The organism is Pantoea sp. R13S299, assembly GCF_048515925.1.
In the GTDB taxonomy this organism is placed as follows: domain Bacteria; phylum Pseudomonadota; class Gammaproteobacteria; order Enterobacterales; family Enterobacteriaceae; genus Pantoea.
Genome location: NZ_JBLYEF010000001.1, coordinates 382,613 through 402,806, shown reverse-complemented (window position 1 = coordinate 402,806; position 20,194 = coordinate 382,613). Strand labels below are relative to the sequence as shown.

The following is a 20,194-nucleotide window of genomic DNA, read 5'->3' as shown; positions in this document are numbered from 1 at the left end:
CGGTTACAGCAGCTTTTTCTGCTGCAGCCACTCAGTCGCTACGCTGCTGGCATCCTGACCATCGACCGCGATTTTGGCGTTGAGCTGTTGCAGCGTCTTCTCATCCAGCGCGCTGAACACCGGCTTCAGCCAGTCGGCAATCTGTGGATAGGCTTTGAGGACCGATTCGCGGATCACTGGCGTCGGCGCATAAATCGGCTGAACGCCTTTAGGATCGCTGAGCGTCTGCAGACCCAATGCCGCTACCGGACCATCGGTGCCGTAAGCCATCGCCGCATTCACGCCGGAGGTCTGCTGAGCCGCCGCGCTGATGGTGACAGCGGTATCTCCGCCCGCCAGCGACAGCAGCTGATCCTGCTTGAGGTCAAAACCATACGCTTTTTCAAAGGCCGGTAAGGCATCGCTGCGTTCAATAAATTCAGCTGACGCCGCCAGTTTGAAGGTGCCGCCTTTTTTCAGAAAGGCGCTGAGATCGGCCAGCGAGGTGAGCTGATTCTTCTCAGCCAGATCTTTGCGTACGGCGATGGTCCAGGTGTTGTTGGCCGGCGCCGGTGTCAGCCACACCAGATGGTTTTTCTCCGCATCCAGCTTTTTCACCTTTTCGTAGCCTGCGGTGGCATTCTTCCAGGCGCTGTCTTTCTCATCGTTGAAGAAGAATGCGCCGTTGCCGGTGTATTCCGGGTAGATGTCGAGTTCGCCCGCTGTAATGGCACCGCGCACCACCTGGGTCGTGCCGAGCTGGATTTTATTGACGGTTTTTACCCCATGCTTTTCCAGCACCTGAAGAATCACATTGCCAAGCAGCGATCCTTCGGTATCAATTTTAGAGCCGACCCGCACCGGATCTGCCGCGTGTGCCATCCCCATGCTGAGCAGCAACGCGCTGACTCCCATCCAACCCCGAATTCTGACCATGGCCTTTTCCTTATCGCATTATCGCGTGATGTTTTTGTGGTTCGTTAGTGCGTGATGTGTTCGCGTGGCGTCGTTCAGGCTGCGCTCCTGCCGCTGAGAGGGAGACTGGCAGAATGGGCAGCGCAAATAATCTGCCTTAAAAGCGTAGCCTGGCGCAGCGGTGATGCAGCTGACTTTATCGCAAATTGATAACGATGTGAGATTAGAAAATTATTATCTATAACTGAAATGAATTTACGTCTGGGCGTCTAAACGGCTATTCTCGAAAATCTGTTTTTATAATAAAAGACGCACAACATCATGTCCGACCTGACCTCTTCCGCCCATGTGGCAACAGCAGGGAGTTCGCCCGGTGGCGAAACGCAGTGGATTCGCAGCGCAGCTGACGTCTCACGATTAGTGAACAGCGGCGACAGTGCCCGTAACAATGCCCGTATTGTGGTGGCGATTGCGCTGGGCGGCGTGTTCCTCGACGCTTACGACCTGGGCGCGCTGGCGTTTGGCATCAAAGATATCACGCGCGAATTTAGTCTCACCCCGACCGGCACCGGCATGGTCGCCTCGGCAATTACCTTCGGGGCGATTATCGGCGCGCTGATCGGCGGCTATCTCACCGACAAAATTGGCCGTTATCGGGTCTTCATGGCCGATATGTTCTTTTTCGTGGTGGCAGCTATCGCCTGTGCGTTTGCGCCCAATGAGTATGTGCTGGCTGGCGCGCGTTTTGTGATGGGACTGGGTGTCGGGATCGATCTGCCGGTGGCGATGGCGTTTCTGGCCGAATTTTCAAAGCTGCGCGGCAAGGGTAATAAGGCGGCCAGCGTGGCGATGTGGTGCCCGACCTGGTACGCGGCGATCAGCATCTCCTATCTGCTGGTGCTGCTGCTCTATGCGGTGTTGCCGGAAAGCCACACCGACTGGCTCTGGCGGCTGATCCTTGGTTTCGGTGCCGTTCCGGCGATTGTCATTATCGCCATCCGCAGCCGTTATATGAGTGAATCCCCGGTGTGGGCGGCGAATCAGGGCGACCTGAAAGGCGCTGCCGCGATTTTACGCAGTGCGTGGAATATCAACGCTCAGGTGGCTCCCGACGCCGGGTTGACCGCTGCCACGCCGGTGCGCAAAGCGAGCTGGCGTAACTATGGTGCGCTGCTGCAGGGCGTCTATCGCCGTCGGACGCTGCTGGCGACCATTACCTCTATCGCCTCGTCGTTTGCCTATAACGCGGTGGCGTTTGGTCTGCCGGTGATTATCTCCAGCTTCTTTGCTCAGTCGATGCTCACCACCATCCTGGTGTCGCTGGCGCTGAATCTGCTGTTCGCCTTTGTTGGCGGGATTCTGGCAGTGCGTCTGGTGCCGCGTCTGGGGGCGTGGAAGATGTCGGTGGCGGGTTATGGCTGTCAGTGTGTGGCGCTGCTCGGGCTGGCGCTGGTTGGTCGCCCGGAAGGCGGTCAGGAAGCCGCGCTGGCGATCGGCATGCTGGCGCGGTTCCTGTTTGGTCAGGGATTCGGGCCGGGTTCGCACACCATGACGTTTGCTTCATTAAGCTACCCGACTTCGCTGCGCGGCGTGGGTGTTGGCTTCAATCAGACGCTGATGCGCGGCAGTTCGACCGTGTCGCTGTTTCTGTTCCCGGTGCTGGTCGCGGCACTGGGCACCGGCGTGTTCTGGGTGATCTTCCTGGCTCCGCTTGCGGGTCTGCTGGCGCTGCTGGCAATCCGCTGGGAACCGTCGGGATATGACGTGGATGCGGAGGATTTTGAGCTGCCGCATTAAACAGCGGTGAGGGCGTGGATAGAGCGCAGGAAAACCGCACCTCAGTGCGGTTTTTTTATGCCGTAACGGCCGGGAAAGGGAACTGCTCCAGATAGTCCGGGATGCGCGGGAAGGTGTGCAAAAACCACGGGGTGAACTGCTGTGGCTGCTGCTGCATCTGCTCTTCGATCAGCGCCATCGGGCGATAATCCCAGGCATCGGCTTCCTGCGGATTAAGCTGCGGCAGGGTGTCGCAGACGGCAAAGAAGACGTGACCATATTCATGCTCGGTCAGGCCATTGCTCAGCTTCAGGTTGTAGCTCAGTTCAAATACCGGCGTCAGCGCCACTTCCATCCCCATCTCTTCACGCAGACGGCGCTCGGCGGCGTCGCGGGTCGATTCATGAGGATAAGGATGACCACAGCAGGTATTACTCCACAAACCACCACAGTGATATTTATCGCTGGCGCGCCGCTGCAGTAACAGCTCCTGCCGGGAATTGAAGACGTAGACCGTCACCGCGCGGTGCAGTAATCCTTTTTCATGCACTTCCAGCTTTTCCATTTTGCCGGTGGGACGATCGAGGTGGTCAACGAGGATAACTTCAATAGCAGACATGGCGTTTCCTTGAGATTATTCCCAACTATTCTGGCACAGAATGAGCAGTTTGGGCGGATCAGCGAGGATTTTTTAGCCGTGGCGGGCGGAGATAAGCGGATGAAGCTGAGAGGAAATCAGGCCAGCAAGGCTGGCCTGAAGGAGGATTACAGTCGGAAGCTCTGAACAACACGCTCAAGCTGGGTGCTCTGCGATTCCATCGCCTGCGCGGCAGCGGAAACCTGCTCCACCAGCACGGCGTTCTGCTGTGTGGTGCCATCCAGCTGGGTAATCGCCACGTTGACCTGTTCGATGCCCATGCTCTGCTCACGGCTGGCTGACATGATTTCGCTCATCAGGGTCGTGACACTGCTCACGCCCTTCATCAGCTCATCCATGGTCTGACCCGCCTGCTCAACGAGTGCGCTGCCGGTATCGATGTTCGCCACTGACTCTTCGATTAACTTTTTAATTTCACGCGCGGAGTTGGCTGAACGCTGCGCCAGGTTGCGCACTTCCGATGCCACCACCGCAAAACCGCGACCCTGTTCACCGGCACGTGCAGCTTCTACCGCGGCGTTCAGCGCCAGGATATTAGTCTGGAATGCGATGCTGTCGATCACGCTGATGATATCGACCACTTTGCGGGACGAGTGATGAATCTCACCCATCGTAGTGACGACCTGGCGGACCACTTCGGTGCCACGCGCAGCCACCTGAGAGGCGTCGCCCGCCAGCTGGTTAGCGTGAGTCGCGTTGTCGGCGTTCTGACGCACGGTGCCGGTCAGCTGTTCCATCGACGCGGCCGTTTCAACAATCGAGCTGGCCTGATCTTCAGTACGGGAGGAGAGATTGGCGTTGCCGCTGGCAATTTCCCGCGACGCGGCAGTAATCGCCAGCGCGCTATCTCCCACCTGCTGAAGCAGACCCTGCAGATAGCTGATGAACTGGTTAAAGCTCTGCGCGACGGCGTTGAATTCCGGGCTGTTGCTGGCTGGCAGACGCTGAGTCAGATCCGCACCGCCGGTCGAGAGCGCTTCGATGTTGCTGTTCAGCACGTTAAGACGTTTCATCATGGCGCGGACAAAGCCCAGCGACACCAGCAGCAGGATGACCGCCAGTGGGATCTGCACCAGACCCAGGCGGGTCAGCATGTTGTGCGACTGCGCTTTCAGCAGGCTGGTTGGCAGGCTGCTGGCGAGATACCACGGGCTGCCAGGAATGGCCTGCACGAAGAGTGTCTGCTCGCCTTCGCTGCTGTCATAGGTGGTTTGCAGCGGCTGATTGCCCACGCCGTTCAGCAACGATTTCAGCGGTGCCGCCATCGGCATCTGTACGTCAGCCAGGTTTTCCAGCTTCGGAGCAGCATTCACCAGCGCGCCGTTGCCTACGACTTTGCCGTCGGCTTCAACAATCAGCACGTTGCCATGAATGGTTTCACCCATCTGCTTCGCCAGCTGGTTAAAGAATCCGAGCGTTACGTCGATGGTGGCAACACCCCAGGCTGAGCCGTTGCGATAGATAGCCATGGCGCAGTTGGTACGCGGCTGCGGGCTGGCAGCATCCTGATAGGCTTTTGCCCAGGCACACTGCCCTTTCGCAGCAGCCAGGCCATCTTTGTACCAGGGTTGCTCCCAGTATTTGTCGGCGGCGTCGGAGTTCCAGTAGGTGTTGACCTGCAGTTCATTGCTCGCGTTACGGGCAAAGAAGCTGCTGTCTTTTTCTTTGGCCGGATCACGACGGTTAGGCAGTGGCCAGATACCACCACCAAACACGTTGCTGTCCTGATACTGGTTTACCAGCGTCGGTAACAGGGTGTCGATAGTCGCGCTGTCCATGACAGAGGCGGCTTCGGTAATCGCACGCTGCTGTGCCTGCACGCGGTTCATCTGTTCAACGATGCCGGAGGCGAGTGAATCGACCTGATAGCGAACCAGACGGCTTTCGCTGTCGACGAGCTGTGGCGCGACGAACTGATTAATAACCCAAACTGTAACGAGTAAAAGCGCAACAAAGAATGCGATCATTGTTGCGGTAAAGCGGGATTGTGTTGTTTTAAACATCTTTGTTCCCCAGAACCAGGTACGGCGCGATTGCCTTATTCGGGTTAACGGCTCGCTTCAGGGGAACTTGAGATAGGCGGGATCACATATTTGAGAAATGTATGATTTCTGTAAAAATTTAATTTCACTGCGGGACTATCACGTCCCCGGCAGACGCCGGGGAGCGGGTGAAGAGGCGCGTGATGACTGGCCTACTCCTCTGATTCAACCACCTGCTGGCGCGGACGGAAAACGTGATCGTTGCCATCTGCCGTTAACAATTCCCGTAACTTCTGGCCGCCATGCTCATCCGCCTGCGCGAACTGCCGCTCCGCTTCGGTGATCGGCGTGGTCCAGAGCAGCGTCGGGCGATCGCCATCGCGTTTCGGCAACGTGAACTGCGCGGGTGCAGGTGCCAGTTCATTCGCCAGCAGGAAGCTTTCAAAACCGACGGGGGCGACTTCCGACGCCAGCGTATGGCCCTCGCCCAGCCAGGTCAGCCGCGCCCACGGCAGATGCACGAACTCTGCCAGTGCGCTGGCCATCTGCACCGCATTGCTTTCGGTCATGACTTCACCGTCAACCGCCATGCCCAGTTCGATACGGCGATACTGCGGTGCCAGCTCATCGAACAGATAATCGACCTGCGGCATGGGCCGGATACTCATGCCGAGCGTCAGGAAGTACCAGACGCCCTGATGCCAGTGTTGCGAGATCGCCATCGGCGGCCAGCTGCCCTGATCAATCGCGTAATATTTCACCGACTCGCCAAAGCGCGCCTGATAGCAGGCCATCAGGTCCTGCTGCACCTTGTCCCACTCGCTGCCGTCGTGCCATTCGCGCCAGAACTGTCGCTGATGCTCCGCACGGGCATAGTAGTCATTGGTCGATGCCGATCCCAGCGGAGCCGTCAGCCGGTTCTTTTTGATGCAGCCCGCAGAGAAGCTCACCTGCTTCTCCTGATAGAGACTCCAGCCGGGAATGACTGCCAGCAGCTGGCCGTAATACCACAGCGCCGCACCATCATCGCTCGGCTCCCACAGCACCTGCAGACCGGCCGGGTCCAGCGCGGGCTCCGCTTCCAGATTACGGCAATACTCTGCGCTGAGCAGCGGCGCTATGCCCTGCTCCATCGCCTCGCGATCTTCCTGTGCCGGCGCAGGCAGCAGGTTGCGAAGCCAGCAGCCGCGCACCGCATACTGACTGCGGAACAGATCGGTGGGCCAGATGTAAAAATAGGCGGTGCGCTCATCCTGCTCGACAATGGCGGTCAGTGTGCGCTGCTGATTGTGGACTTCAGCAATCAGGGATTTGTACGTCATAGTGCCTCGACAAAGCCTGGAGGAATCCATTTTCCCCGAGAATAGAGCAGGATCCTGGCTGCCGCACTCTGAGACAAGGGTAATAGTCTCAAAGTGTGGGGGGATACAGAGGGGAAAGGTTGTAAGAGCAGGTAATGCTCGATTTTAACGTCATGAGAGATAGCGGTCCTGAGATTATTTGAGCAAAAAACAGACCCTGCAGGTTTCTGTCCCCTTCTGGCAAAGATAAAAAAAGCTCATCCGCACGCACATAGACTTCCTGCGTAATGGCTCCCAACATTAAACTTTTGCACATTCGGCGGCGCTATTAACCTGATGGCGGAAGACGCATTGGGTGTCATCACTCACTAAATAGTCATTCTGAGCGGCATCCTGGGACCTTTTATCTTTGTTTTTCAGGCAATAAGAAAATATTCCGTTAAAAATCAGTGTCACTCGCGATACATGACCGTTTTTTATGATATCCGGCAGGGTTTCCCCTGCTTAACAGCACTACTAATCTCAATGAAAGGTAAATCAATTTCCTGCGAATAAATTAAAACTTGACACCTTTAGCTCCAACTGTAAATTAGGGCAACTGCTCTAATTTACAGTTTTTACTATCAGATTATTTTCACTGTCTTTTTATTTTTGCTGTCTAACATTAAGGAATGCCTGATGAAGTCTGATAAATTCCGTTGCAGAAGCTACCTGAGCGCTTTTGTCTTTACCTCAGCATTAATGGCATTCCCGGCAGCGTATTCGCCAGCAACCTATGCTGCCGAAACAAACCCTGTCAACATCGCGGTTTACAGAGGAGAAGCGGGTTGCGAAGGCTGTTCGGAGATGGTTGTTAAATCGCTTAAAAAAACAGGATTAAACCTTTCTATCCGTTACATTGGCGAAAATGAAAAACTAAAAATAAGCAGCGACAACCTGAAAAAATTCGATATTTATATTCAGCCAGGAGGCGGACAGGATATTCCTGCGGCTTATGATGCTATAGGCGATGAGGGGGCTGAAGCCATCCGGAATTTTGTTCGCTCTGGTAAAGGGTTTATTGGCCTCTGTATGGGCGCTTATCTTGCTGACAAAGACTGGATAGGTCTGATTGACGCACCTCTTGATACAGAAGCAGGAAGACCGGGCGCAGAAGCCACTGATGAGGGCGATTACACGCTAACAATACTGTGGGGAGGAAAGAAAGAATCAGCTTATTATCAGGATGGTCCTTATCTGAATAACAGTTCCGCCAGTAAAGGATTTACCCCTATCTCCTGGTATAGCAACGGCGATGTTGCCATGGCGGCCTATACCTATGGAAAAGGTAAAGTGGTACTCACCGGACCTCATCCTGAAGCAGACGAAAGCTGGATCGATGCCAGCCAGCCAGGATATATACCCGCTGAGCGCAAAATGATAAAACTACTGAAATATCTGGACGTCAGTCATCAATGAGCACGGGTAAAGCATAAACGCCTGTGCTCATCTTTATCTCACCAACTGAAGAGAAAAATTAAAAATCTCTTCAAGAAATAGAGCGCGTTTTTCAACAGAATAATCAAGTATAATCATGCTTGAATAACCATCAAGCACAGCCGCAATTTGTCGGGCTGAAACCTGACTATTTGCAGAGGTAAATTCTCCGGCTTCGATACCACGCGTTATGATATCTTCAACGATTTCATTCCACTGCATCAGGTTGGCGTGAATAAGCTCAGCATAGCGCTGATCCCGTGCTGAAAGAGGCCATATTTCAAGATAGAGAATCCAATGCGAAGAGGGAGCATCTGGCAGAAGATAATCTAAGAAAAACAATAGTTCTTCTGATACTTTTCCTGTGTCACTCTCTTTTTTCTTTAGAAAATAATCATTAACATCATCATCCAGCATCTTTTTTATAGCGTCGAGCTTAAGCTCATCCCAGTTACTGTAATAATGATACATATGGCTTCGGGAAATATTAAGTCGGGCATTCAGATCCCGCGTTGAGACATTGTTCAGCCCCTTCTCTTTGAAAAGGTTTAACGCGGCTTTCTTTATAAGATCTTTGAATGAATCGACTTTCATTTTCAATAACGACTTTATTAACTTTTCATCACCTCACAATACCATTTTAACGAACTCAACGCTAACGGCTGTAAAGGTAAGCTGCGTCTTATATCCGCCTCAACATAATACGCGACTCCTGCGACATCATTCAGCACATATAATGGCCGTTATATTGACAAAACCGGCATCGCGTCACTTCGGCGGTACGTTGATCAAAGCGCCGCTCCGGACGCATCGGTTGCAGATAATCCGCCCCATTGACGATGCTTTTCGGCACCATATCTGCACCTTATCTGCGCCCAGCGCTTCAGCAATCTGCGCCGCTTCATGAGAGTACTGATCCTGTTCGGTGCGCGGGTGAGCTGCGGATTTTTTTTAGCGCAGATGAGCGGCCAGAACTTTAGCTGAATCTCTGCACGGGCATAGTAGTATTTCTGTACTGGCCGACTTTATGACACCTTTAACCATTTATATTTATTTGAGCTGACGCAATGTATGAGCGCATCCTGCCGATTGTTTGAAGCGTCGCCTGCTACTTATTATTACCCCCTGCCGATAAACGATTGAGCACAGCCTGCCGCTGTTTACAGCCAGCAATCAGCGAGTATTATTGATGATGTAATGTACAGGGAGACAAAAAATGGACGCAGCATTGCTTGAAATGATGCGCTCAGGTGGCAGGAATAAAGCCTGGGTTGAACAATGGTCAACCTTGAAGCCAGAAAGCTGATCAACATAGCCAATAGGCTGTCAGCGTTCCATCTCAAGGATGGGCTTACCCGGATACAGTTTGTACAGGAAATAAAATCGGTTATTGACAAGCAGTTCGCTGCTGCCCGACAGGCTAAGTCTGATGAAGAATGCCTGGCGTGCGTCAAAAACCTCAGGTCTGAGATTGAGAACCTTGAAGAGCAGGGACGACTACTGCGCAACAAGACAGCAAAACTCTACGCTAAAGTAGAGTTTGTGCGTGAAAACAATAGAATTGTGGGTTACATGATTTCAGCTGTTCATGTCGTGCTTTCAGGTTTTGCTGTTGTCGGCGGTGCTTTGATGATCTCGACAATGACACCTGTCGGCGTATTGGCTGGTGCCGTTCTCGTTGTGGACGGACTTAATGGCCTGTCCAAAGAACTCATTACCAACTTGTCTGACGTACAAACAGAAGGCATGTTTGCCGATGGTGCAATGCAGGCTGCAGAATTTATGGGATTTAAAGCAGAGTCAGGGCTGGCTTTTTATAATACGGTCACGCTTACTGCCAGTGTTTACAGCATTTGGGGGCTGGCGAAAAAACCTGGCGCATGGCGGCTATTCAGATGGATGCCCCGTGATTACTTCCGTGAAGTTGACACCCTGAGCCGTCCGAAGCTGACCATGAAAATAGTTGGCTGGGGTGTTCAGGCTAAAGTGATTTTCGATTTACTCAGTGTTAACGAGCAATCACGCTAAGTCTTTTTTCAACCGCCAGTAGCGCCATGACTTCCAGGCCAGCACTGGCGGTTGAATAAACGTCACTATGATTATCCCGATAAGTAGAGACAGGCCACCGCCTAAAACGTATGGCTTAGTTGAGAAACAGAGAAGTAATATAAATACGAGCGTGCAGGCTGAAACGATCCATAACAGTACTCTGAATCTGTTCTTCAAATCCACGACAGCCTCATCCAGCGTGCCACCGTAGCTTTCAAGATTATTTTTGATTTTTTTCAAATCAGCATCAGTAAAGCCCGACTTCAACAGCTCTGATTCATTAACTATCATGGTGCGTTACCTTTCATCCTTAAAACCTGCAGTCATTTACTGCAATTATATACGTGCATGACTCCCATGCGGCAACTCCCTTCGTTGGCACACATCTGACACGAGTATCTGTCCCAATCAGCCCAGGGTGATTAACGTCATTTAATTGACTGTCTGAACAAAAGCTCTTACCCAAAACCCCTTATTAACGACTACGGCTAGATGTTCTCTTTATGAACGGCAATAACGCTCTTTTTTTCTAGTGAACATCTCACCCCAGCCTCCCCATCCTCACCATTGCCCGATACCATGCACCGCGCTGAATCGACCACCTCAACCCCACCGCAATCGCATTAATCTTCTGGTCAATGATCGCCTGTTCAAAGCGGCCAGTCTCACGGCCGGACATCGCCTGCGCCCACGCGGGCATTAGCCCGAATCCCGACTTCAGCATGATTTTCATCACCGGTTTCGCCTGCCAGCTCGGTGCAGGGGCATTCATCAGCAATCGCGTCACTTCGGCGGTACGTTGATCAAAACGCAGCTCCGGACGCATCTGTTGCAGGTAGTCCGCCACATCGACGACGCTTTTCGGCACCTTCTCTGCGCCCAGCGCTTCGGCAATCTGCGCCGCTTCCTGATAGTACTGATCCTGTTCGGCGCGGGTGAGTTGCGGATTTTTGTAGCGCAGATGCGCGGCCAGAAAACGGCTGGTCTCCGCCACATGCACCCAGGTCAGCAGATGCGGATCGCTGGCGGCATAGGGTTTGCCTTCGCTGTCGACGCCGCTGACTTTCAGGTGGATGCGTTTCACCCGCTCGATCAGCGTCTGTGCATCCTGCGAATTACCGTAGGTGGTCACGGCGATAAACTGACTGGTACGGCGCAGGCGGCCCATCATATCTTCGCGGAAATTGGAGTGATCCCAGACACCCGCCAGCGCCGCCGGATGCAGCATCTGCAACAGGAGCGCACTGATCCCGCCGCACATCATGGAGGTGAAGTCACCGTGGACGCGCCAGATCACGCTGTCCGGGCCAAACAGGCCGGGATCGCCAGGCGGTTGAGAAAGGTCAAATTCATTCATCGACAGGCCATTAAGGCGGAAGACCTGCTGCTGAATGCGGTCACGCAGATTAATCATGGCGGCTCTGATAGTGGATATGATGCGGCGCGCGGTAGCAGGACGCTAACGACGCGCCGCATCACCTTCCCCTGCATTCAGGGGAAAGGCTGACGGTTATTGATAGTTGAACTGCGCATTCTCAGTACGGACGGAATCGAGTCCAATCATCACGTTGAATTTGCCGGGCTCGGCAACGTGCTGCATCTGCTGGTTCCAGAACTTCAGCGCATCGACATCGATCTTAAAGGTCACGGTCTGCGACTCGCCCGCTTTCAGCATGATGCGCTTAAAGCCACGCAGCTCCTTCACCGGACGGCTGATGGAAGCAACCGGATCGTTCAGATACATCTGCACCACCGTCGCACCGTCAAGCTTACCGCTGTTGGTCACCGTTACGCTGGCTTCGACACTGCCGTCGCGCGGCATAGTCGGAGACGACATTTTGACCGGCGACACGGTGAAGCTGGTGTAGCTCAGGCCGTAACCAAACGGATAGAGCGGGCCGTTAGCCGCATCATAGTAGTGCGAGGTGTACTTGTTCGGCTTAGCAAAGTTGTAAGGACGACCGGTTGGCAGATGGTTGTAGTAGATCGGAATCTGACCCACTGAACGCGGGAAGGAAACCGGCAGTTTGCCCGACGGGTTGTAGTCGCCGAACAGCACATCGGCGATGGCATTACCGCCTTCGGTGCCGCTGAACCAGGTCTCCAGCATCGCATCGGCCATCCGATCTTCATTCACCACTGACAGCGGGCGTCCGTTCATCAGCACGATCACCAGCGGCTTACCGGTGGCTTTCAGTGCCGCTAACAGCTTCTGCTGGCTCGGCGGGATCACCAGATCGCTGCGGCTGGAGGCTTCATGCGCCATACCCTGCGCTTCGCCCACGGCGGCAACGACCACATCGGCCTGCTTCGCTTTGGCGACCGCATCATCAATCAACTGCTGCGGTGAACGCGTATCAACAGAAACCGCCTGCTCATAGAGGTTCAGGAAGTCCTGAATCCCTTTGTTGTCAGTGACGTTGGCGCCCTTCTCATAGAGCAGCGTCGCTTTGCCTTCGGTAGCATTGCGCATGCCCTGCAGCAGCGAAACGGATTGCTTCGCCACGCCCGCCGCAGACCAGCTGCCCATAATGTCACGCTGACTGTCTGCCAGCGGACCAATCAGGGCAATGGTGCCCGATTTTTTCAGCGGCAGCGTTTCCAGGCGATTTTTCAGCAGCACAATACTCTTACGCGCGACGTCGCGCGCTTCAGCTCTGTGCAGACGGCTTTCCGCATTGGTGTCCTGCGGGTCGCTCTCTTTCGGCCCTAAATGGCTGTAAGGATCGTTAAACAGGCCCATGTCATATTTGACGTTAAGCACATGGCGCGCTGCATCATCAATCTCAGCCATGGTGACGTCGCCGCTTTTCACCAGCGCCGGCAGATACTTGCTGTAATATTCGTCGCTCATGCTCATATCGACGCCCGACTTCAGGGCAATGCGCACCGCTTCCTGCGGATCGCTGGCAACGCCATGTTTGATCAGCTCTTTAATCGCGCCGTGATCGCTGATGGTGATGCCTTTGAATTTCCACTTGTCGCGCAGCAGATCTTTCAGCAGCCAGCTGTCCGCCGTGGCGGGCACGCCATTAATTGAGTTCAGCGCGACCATCACGCCGCCGCTGCCCGCATCCAGTGAGGCTTTATAAGGCGGCAGATAATCCTGGAACATGCGCTGTGGACTCATGTCCACGGTGTTGTAATCGCGTCCACCTTCCACTGCGCCATAGAGTGCGAAGTGCTTCACGCTGGTCATTACGCTGTAGCGATCGGCGGCGCTTTTGCCCTGCATCGACTGCACCATGCTGCGACCCATTTCGCTGGTGAGATACGTATCCTCACCGAAACCTTCGGAGCCACGGCCCCAGCGCGGTTCACGGCTGACATCCACCATCGGTGCCCAGGTCATATTCAGACCATCGTCGGCCGCTTCATAGGCAGAGACGCGCCCCACCTCTTTCACCGCATCCAGATCCCAGCTTGATGCCAGGGCTAAGGGAATAGGGAAAATGGTGCGCTGACCATGAATCACGTCGTAGGCGAAAAACAGCGGGATCTTCAGGCGGCTGAGCTGCATCGCCTGGTCCTGCATCGCACGGATATCCTGACGGGTCACGGTATTAAAGATCGCGCCAACCTGACTCTTCTGAATCATGTCGCGAATCACTTCTTTCGGATTATCAGGTCCGACGCTGATTAAACGCAGCTGGCCGATTTTCTCGTCCAGCGTCATTTTTTTAAGCAGTTGGTTAACGAAGGCATCCCGCGCCTGTTCGGTCATCGGGTGGTTACCTTGCAATGTCTCAGCCAATGCAGGTTGCATCGCGAGGGAGACAGCGAGACTAACAGAGTAAATCCATTTCATCAGGTTGGGTTCTCTTAAGTAACTGCGCAATATCGAATTAACAGGCGGCAGTGTGCCACAAGATGAGAATAGCAGGTAGCGGCCAGGCTCACACTGCGTTGAGGTCAGTTGACGTGCTACAGTTAGGACGCACTGATAAGACAAGGGAATTGCTCATGATACAAACCTCTGCCCTGCTTTCTGACCTGCGCCGCCTGGTCGGCACCTCTCATTTGCTCACAGAACCTGAACAGACCGCACGCTATCGTAAAGGCTTTCGCTCCGGCGAAGGTGACGCGTTGGCGGTGGCGTTTCCCGGCACACTGCTGGAGCTGTGGCGGGTACTGCAAACGCTGGTGAATGCGGATGTCATCATCCTGATGCAGGCGGCGAATACCGGCCTGACCGAAGGTTCAACGCCGCATGGCGACGATTACGATCGTCCGCTGGTGATTGTCAGTACCCTGCGACTCGATAAGCTTCAGCTGATCGACGAAGGTCAGCAGGTGCTGGCGTTCCCCGGCAGCACACTCTATCAGCTGGAAAAGGCGCTGAAGCCACTGGGACGCGAGCCTCACTCGGTGATTGGCTCCTCCTGTATTGGTGCCTCGGTACTGGGTGGCATCTGTAATAATTCCGGCGGATCGCTGATCAAGCGTGGTCCGGCCTACAGCGAAATGGCCCTGTTTGCCCAGATTGATGCGCAGGGAAGACTGAAGCTGGTGAACCATCTGGGTATCGATCTCGGCACCTCGCCGGAAGAGATTCTGGGGCGACTGGATGACGATCGCTGGCAGCCCAAAGATGTGCAGCACGATGGCCGTCATGCCTCCGATCATGAATATGCCGACCGGGTCCGTGAAGTCGATGCCGATACGCCTGCCCGTTATAACGCCGATGCGCGTCGCCTGTTTGAAGCGTCCGGCTGTGCCGGGAAACTGGCGGTCTTCGCGGTGCGACTTGATACTTTCCCCAGCGAACCGCAGCAGCAGGTGTTTTACATCGGCACCAACGAACCCGGTGTACTCAACGATATCCGCCGTCACATGCTGGCGCATTTCACCCATCTGCCGGTGGCGGGCGAATATATGCACCGCGACATTTATGACATTGCGGAAGTCTACGGCAAAGATACCTTTCTGATGATCGACAAGCTGGGCACCGACAAGATGCCGCTGTTTTTCACGCTGAAGGGGCGGGTCGATGCCTGGCTGAGCAAGCTCTCGTTCGTTAAACCGCACTTCAGCGATCGTCTGTTGCAGCGCCTGAGTAAACTCTTCCCGGCGCATCTGCCCAAACGCATGAAGCAGTATCGCGACAAATATGAACATCATCTGATGCTGAAGATGTCAGGCGATGGCGTGGCAGAAGCGCGTAACTACCTGCGCGATTATTTCCGCGAAGGCGGTGGCGAGTTCTTTGAGTGTGAAGGCAAAGAAGGCGCGCACGCTTTTCTGCATCGCTTCGCGGCGGCAGGTGCGGCCGTGCGCTATCACGCGGTGCATGCGGATGAGGTCGAGGATATTCTGGCGCTGGATATCGCCCTGCGTCGCAACGATGCGGACTGGTTCGAAACGCTTCCCGACGAGATTCGCGCCTCATTAAGCCATCGCCTCTACTATGGTCACTTCTTCTGTCATGTCTTCCATCAGGATTACATCGTCAGAAAAGGGGTCGATGTGCATGCACTGAAAGCACTGATGCTGGAGATTCTGCAGGCGCGCGGCGCGGAATATCCCGCTGAGCATAATGTGGGCCATCTCTATCAGGCGAAACCGCAGCTGGCGGCCTTCTATCGCCGGCTCGATCCCACTAACAGCTTTAATCCCGGCATTGGCAAAACCAGCAAGCAAAAAGGCTGGGCGGTGAAACAGATTTAACTGCGTTACCGATCAGCCTGCCTGTCTGAGCAGGCTGATCGTCACACCTCTGGTTGAGCCGCTCACTCTCCATTGCGACCTATTTTTATTGCTAACAACTTCATCAAAAAATTAATTCCTCTTCCCAGATTGCACCTTCTTTATTTTCTCTCATTGGGTTCTGCGCAACATCTCACAAATCATCATCCTGCTAATTGATAATTCGCGTCGCGAAAAATAGATTGTCGCCACAAAAATAATATTTTTATTAAATTGGATTTCATTCAGGGAGGATGAGTGATGCGAAAAATTAATTACGCGTTAGCGTTAATAGAATCAGCCACTTTAACCATTGCGTTAGCAGCCATTAATTCATCGCCGGTTTATGCCAGCGGATTTATTGATGACTCATCGCTAAAAGGCAATGTATTTTACTGGCAGCGTCAGCGCGATCGCAGAGACACCGATCCCGCCAGTCAATATCAGGGGCAATATCGGGATAATTTACATCACGCCTCGCTCAACAGTAATCTCGACTTTCAGTCAGGCTATGCCGGGGAGTGGATTGGTCTGGACCTCGCCATTTTTGGCGCCGCCGAACTCGCCAACAGCGGCCCCGCCGCCCCTAATGAAATTGGCTTCAGTAAGGCGCGCACCCGCTGGGATGAAAAGTGGAATGGCGACAGCGGTGGTGCGTCGGTTTATAAAGCCGCGCTGAAATTAAAATATAACGATTACTGGTTACGCGCCGGATATATTCAGCCCACCGGCCAGACAATCATGGCGCCGCACTGGAGTTTTTTACCCGGCACCTATCGCGGAGCTGAAGTCGGTGCGCTGTATGATTTTCAGGAGGCCGGAGCATTATCACTCTCCTGGATGTGGAGCGATAAATATAAAGCGCCCTGGTATCGTGATTTATATGATTTCCGACAGGCTGATGGCAAAACGCATATCAGCTACCTGCACTCATTCGGCATGAAATATGACTTCAAAAATAAACTGGTGCTGGAAGGCGCTTTTGGCCAGGCGGCGGATTATATGGATCAGTATTTTGCCAAAGCCTCCTGGTCGGCCACGCCTTACGGCAATGCACTCTCCACCAGCTATCAGTTTTACGGCGCGCACGACAAGGTCTCAGGCGGTGCTGCTAACCCCCGTGATGTCTACGATGGCCTGGCCTGGTTACAGGCGATCACGGTCGGCTATAACGTCGGCCCGGTAGATCTGCGCCTTGAAGGCAGCTGGGTCAAAGCAGAAGGTAATCAGGGCTTCTTCCTGCAGCGCATGACGCCGGGGTACGCCAGCTCCAATGGACGATTGGATATCTGGTGGGATGCCCGTTCCGACTGGAATGCTAATGGCGAAAAAGCGGTCTTTGCCGGTGCGATGCTCGACTTAACGCCGTGGCAACTGGCGGGATGGAAAGTGGGCGCATCGTACGTCTGGGGCTGGGATGCCAGACCCGCCAGCCTGCCTACGGTTGACCAGAGTCAGCGGCTGAAAGAGTCCGCCTGGAACCTTGATCTGATCTATCAAATCCAGCAGGGCCGCGCCAAAGATACCCTGTTCAAACTGCACTACACCCGCTACGACAATCACAGCGACCTGCCCAGCTACAGCGGCGGTTACGGCAACATTTTCCAGGACGAGAAGGACATCAAATTTATGGTTATCGTGCCGTTTACGCTGTTCTGACGCCCTGCGGACACCCGGATATTTTTCAGCAGCAAGGATGAATCAATATGTTTAAGTTAAGCCTTATCGCGCTCACTCTGCTGGGCGTTGCAGCCACAGGCCACGCCAGCTTGTCAGAGCAGCAGGTGGTGAATCAAATCAGCCAGTTCGGCGTCACTTATCAGGTGAATGATAATCAGGCCGCCCTGAATGGCACTGACTGCGCCGCGCTGGGTGCCGATTATGCCGCCTGTAATCGCGCCACCATCACCCTGACCAACAACGGCCCTGCCCTGACCGACAAGCACTGGGCAATCTACATGAGCAACGTCCACCAGACGCTGCGGGTCGATAACGATCAGTTTAAAATGACGCATCTGGTTGGCGACTTAACCCGGCTGGAGCCGACAGAGAAGTTCACCGGCATTGGCGCAGGTGAATCGGTGCAGATTCCTATCGTTAACGAATACTGGCAGCTGTTTATTACCGATGTGATGCCGCGCTGGTATGTCACGGCCGGGCAGGCAACGCCCAAAATTATTGCCAGCACCGACCACGAAGATCTCACTCAGTTTGTATTGCCGCTGGGTGATCACTGGCGTCGCAGTGCCGATGACCACAATGTCCTGATGCAGCCCATCAGCCGGTTTGAGAAAAACAGCGATGTCGTTCCCCTGCCCGCCTCAGCGCTGCGGGGTCAGATTACCCCCACGCCACTTGAGGTAAAACTGCGCCCGCAGGATGCCGATCTCAGCCGGGGCGTCAGGCTGACGCTGACCGGACTGAGCCGTGAAACCGGTGAGGCGGTGAAACAGCATCTCACCCAGCTGGGCCTGAAAGAATCGTCTGATGGATTTGCCATCACTACGCAGATCAAACCGGGGCACTTCAGCGGCAAAACGGCTAAATCGGGCGCTTACGATCTGGATATCACTCCCCGCCGTGCCATCGTGGTGGGCTACGATGCCGCCGGGGCTTTCTACGGCCTGATGTCGATTCTCTCGCTGGTACCCGGAGAAGGCGCACCGCGTATTGCCGCGCTGGAAGCCCATGATGCGCCGCGCTTTGCCTATCGCGGCGCGTTTCTTGACGTTGCCCGTAACTTTCACAGTAAACAGGCGGTGATGCGGCTGCTTGATCAGATGGCAGCCAGGAAGATGAACCGCTTCCACTTTCACCTCAGTGACGATGAAGGCTGGCGGATTGAGATCCCCGGCTTACCGGAACTGACTGACGTTGGGGCCAGACGCTGTCATGACCTGACCGAACAGCGCTGTCTGCTCCCGCAACTCGGTTCCGGTCCGTTCAGCGATAACAACGGCAGCGGCTATTTCAGTCGTGCCGACTACATCGAGATTGTGAAGTATGCGCAGGCGCGCCACATTCAGGTGATTCCGGAAATCGATATGCCGGCCCATGCCCGCGCGGCGGTCATCTCCATGGAAGCGCGCTACCAGCGGCTGATGAAAGAGGGAGAGTCTGAACAGGCCAGCTCGTATCGCCTGATTGATCCTACCGATGATTCCAATACCACCTCCGTACAACTCTATGACCGCACCAGCTATCTCAATCCCTGCATTGAGGGTTCACAGCGTTTTGTCGACAAAGTGATCGGTGAGATTCAGGCGATGCATAAGGAAGCGGGACAGCCGCTCGGCATCTGGCATTTTGGCGGTGACGAAGCGAAGAATATCCGGCTGGGCGCAGGCTACTCTGACAAAAACAGTCCTAAACCGGGCACCGGTCTGCGCGACTGGAGTAAAGAAGATCTGCCGTGGGCAAAATCGCAGGTCTGCCAGGCGCTGGTGAAGAGCGGCAAAGTAGAAGATCTGGCGCACCTGCCAAGCTATTTCGCCCTGTCCGTCAGTGAGATCGTTAACCGGCACGGCATTGGCAAAATGCAGGCGTGGCAGGATGGCCTGAAAGATGCCACAAACGCCGGAGCCTTCGCCACCCCGCGTGTTGGGGTCAACTTCTGGGACACCCTCTACTGGGGCGGTTTTGACAGTGCCAGTGACTGGTCACAGAAAGGTTACGACGTGGTGATCTCCAGCCCGGATTACCTCTATCTGGACTTCCCGTATGAAGTTAACCCGCTGGAACGCGGCTATTACTGGGGCACGCGTTTCAACGACGAGCGAAAAATCTTTGGCTTCGCACCGGACAACCTGCCGCAGAATGCCGAGACCTCGGTGGATCGCGACGGCAGCTTTTTCAGCGCCAAATCTGAGAAGCCGTGGAGCGGTGCTTATGGGATTTCGGCCCAGCTGTGGAGCGAAACCGTGCGAACTGACGCCCAGATGGAGCACATGATCTATCCGCGCCTGTTTGCTGTCGCCGAACGAAGCTGGCACCGCGCCAGCTGGGAGCGTGATTATCAGCCGGGTCAGGAATATGCAGGCGGCAAGACGCATCTGGTTGATCAGCAGGCACGTCTGCATGACTGGCAGCGATTTGCCAACCTACTGGGCCAACGGGAACTGCCGAAACTGGATAAAGCGGGTATCGATTATCGCCTGCCGGTGCCGGGTGCAAAAATCGTTGATGGCATCCTGTCGATGAACGTGGCTTTGCCGGGAGTAACGCTGGAGTACAGCCTGGACAAAGGCGCGAACTGGCAGCACTACGATGCCAACAGACCGCCGCAGGTCAGCGGTGCCGTGGCAATTCGCTCCGTCAGCCGCGACGGCCAGCGCACCAGCCGTGTGGAAACGTTGTAGAAGGCGGAAGTGATA

The 20,194-nt window shown here is 54.6% G+C and carries 13 protein-coding genes and 1 pseudogene; 6 read left to right on the top strand and 8 right to left on the bottom strand.

The window, feature by feature from the left end; translation table 11 throughout:
* Positions 1-3: 3 nt before the first annotated feature.
* A complete protein-coding gene (locus ACN1CO_RS01995; protein ID WP_419137273.1) occupies positions 4-915 on the bottom strand; it encodes an ABC transporter substrate-binding protein in 912 nt (303 codons plus the stop codon).
* A 300-nt stretch (positions 916-1,215) separates the two neighbouring features.
* Between ACN1CO_RS01995 and ACN1CO_RS01990 the strand changes: the two genes are divergently transcribed.
* Positions 1,216-2,691 carry an MFS transporter gene (locus ACN1CO_RS01990; protein WP_419137271.1) on the top strand — a complete coding sequence of 492 codons (1,476 nt, stop codon included), beginning with the start codon at positions 1,216-1,218 and terminating at the stop codon, positions 2,689-2,691.
* 55 nt (positions 2,692-2,746) lie between these two features.
* Here the strand turns inward: ACN1CO_RS01990 and idi are convergent, their stop codons facing one another.
* The 3 genes from idi to ACN1CO_RS01975 form a co-directional block, all read right to left on the bottom strand.
* The gene (gene idi / locus ACN1CO_RS01985) at positions 2,747-3,289 is read right to left on the bottom strand and encodes an isopentenyl-diphosphate Delta-isomerase (RefSeq protein ID WP_419137269.1); all 543 of its coding nucleotides are present in this window, start codon (positions 3,287-3,289) and stop codon (positions 2,747-2,749) included.
* Positions 3,290-3,435: 146 nt separating this feature from the next.
* Positions 3,436-5,331, bottom strand: coding sequence for a methyl-accepting chemotaxis protein (locus tag ACN1CO_RS01980; protein ID WP_419137267.1), 1,896 nt, complete (start codon positions 5,329-5,331; stop codon positions 3,436-3,438).
* A 191-nt stretch (positions 5,332-5,522) separates the two neighbouring features.
* Complete coding sequence (locus ACN1CO_RS01975) at positions 5,523-6,632, bottom strand: suppressor of fused domain protein (protein ID WP_419137265.1); 1,110 nt, start codon at positions 6,630-6,632, stop codon at positions 5,523-5,525.
* Positions 6,633-7,289: 657 nt separating this feature from the next.
* Here ACN1CO_RS01975 and ACN1CO_RS01970 point away from each other — a divergent pair.
* The gene (locus ACN1CO_RS01970; RefSeq protein ID WP_419137263.1) at positions 7,290-8,069 is read left to right on the top strand and encodes a BPL-N domain-containing protein; all 780 of its coding nucleotides are present in this window, start codon (positions 7,290-7,292) and stop codon (positions 8,067-8,069) included.
* 33 nt (positions 8,070-8,102) lie between these two features.
* On the opposite strand, the gene ACN1CO_RS01965 is transcribed toward ACN1CO_RS01970, so the two are convergent.
* A complete protein-coding gene (locus ACN1CO_RS01965; RefSeq protein WP_419138952.1) occupies positions 8,103-8,681 on the bottom strand; it encodes a TetR/AcrR family transcriptional regulator in 579 nt (192 codons plus the stop codon).
* A gap of 622 nt (positions 8,682-9,303) precedes the next feature.
* Here ACN1CO_RS01965 and ACN1CO_RS01960 point away from each other — a divergent pair.
* Positions 9,304-10,115: pseudogene (locus ACN1CO_RS01960) on the top strand (DUF4225 domain-containing protein).
* Here the strand turns inward: ACN1CO_RS01960 and ACN1CO_RS01955 are convergent.
* The 3 genes from ACN1CO_RS01955 to bglX form a co-directional block, all read right to left on the bottom strand.
* On the bottom strand, positions 10,107-10,427 hold the full coding sequence (locus ACN1CO_RS01955) for a hypothetical protein (protein WP_419137261.1): 321 nt from the start codon (positions 10,425-10,427) through the stop codon (positions 10,107-10,109). The pseudogene ACN1CO_RS01960 and the gene ACN1CO_RS01955 sit on opposite strands and share 9 nt — an antisense overlap.
* A gap of 250 nt (positions 10,428-10,677) precedes the next feature.
* Positions 10,678-11,550, bottom strand: coding sequence for an oxygenase MpaB family protein (locus ACN1CO_RS01950; protein ID WP_419137259.1), 873 nt, complete (start codon positions 11,548-11,550; stop codon positions 10,678-10,680).
* 96 nt (positions 11,551-11,646) lie between these two features.
* Positions 11,647-13,944, bottom strand: a complete 2,298-nt coding sequence (bglX, locus tag ACN1CO_RS01945) for a beta-glucosidase BglX (RefSeq protein WP_419137257.1) — start codon at positions 13,942-13,944, stop codon at positions 11,647-11,649.
* Between the two features lie 155 nt (positions 13,945-14,099).
* Here bglX and dld point away from each other — a divergent pair, with 155 nt between their 5' ends.
* The 3 genes from dld (at position 14,100) to ACN1CO_RS01930 (ending at position 20,179) form a co-directional block, all read left to right on the top strand.
* On the top strand, positions 14,100-15,803 hold the full coding sequence (dld, locus tag ACN1CO_RS01940) for a D-lactate dehydrogenase (RefSeq protein ID WP_419137256.1): 1,704 nt from the start codon (positions 14,100-14,102) through the stop codon (positions 15,801-15,803).
* A 279-nt stretch (positions 15,804-16,082) separates the two neighbouring features.
* Positions 16,083-17,480, top strand: coding sequence for a chitoporin ChiP (chiP, locus tag ACN1CO_RS01935; RefSeq protein ID WP_419137254.1), 1,398 nt, complete (start codon positions 16,083-16,085; stop codon positions 17,478-17,480).
* Between the two features lie 47 nt (positions 17,481-17,527).
* The gene (locus ACN1CO_RS01930; protein ID WP_419137252.1) at positions 17,528-20,179 is read left to right on the top strand and encodes a beta-N-acetylhexosaminidase; all 2,652 of its coding nucleotides are present in this window, start codon (positions 17,528-17,530) and stop codon (positions 20,177-20,179) included.
* The last annotated feature ends 15 nt before the right edge of the window (positions 20,180-20,194 follow it).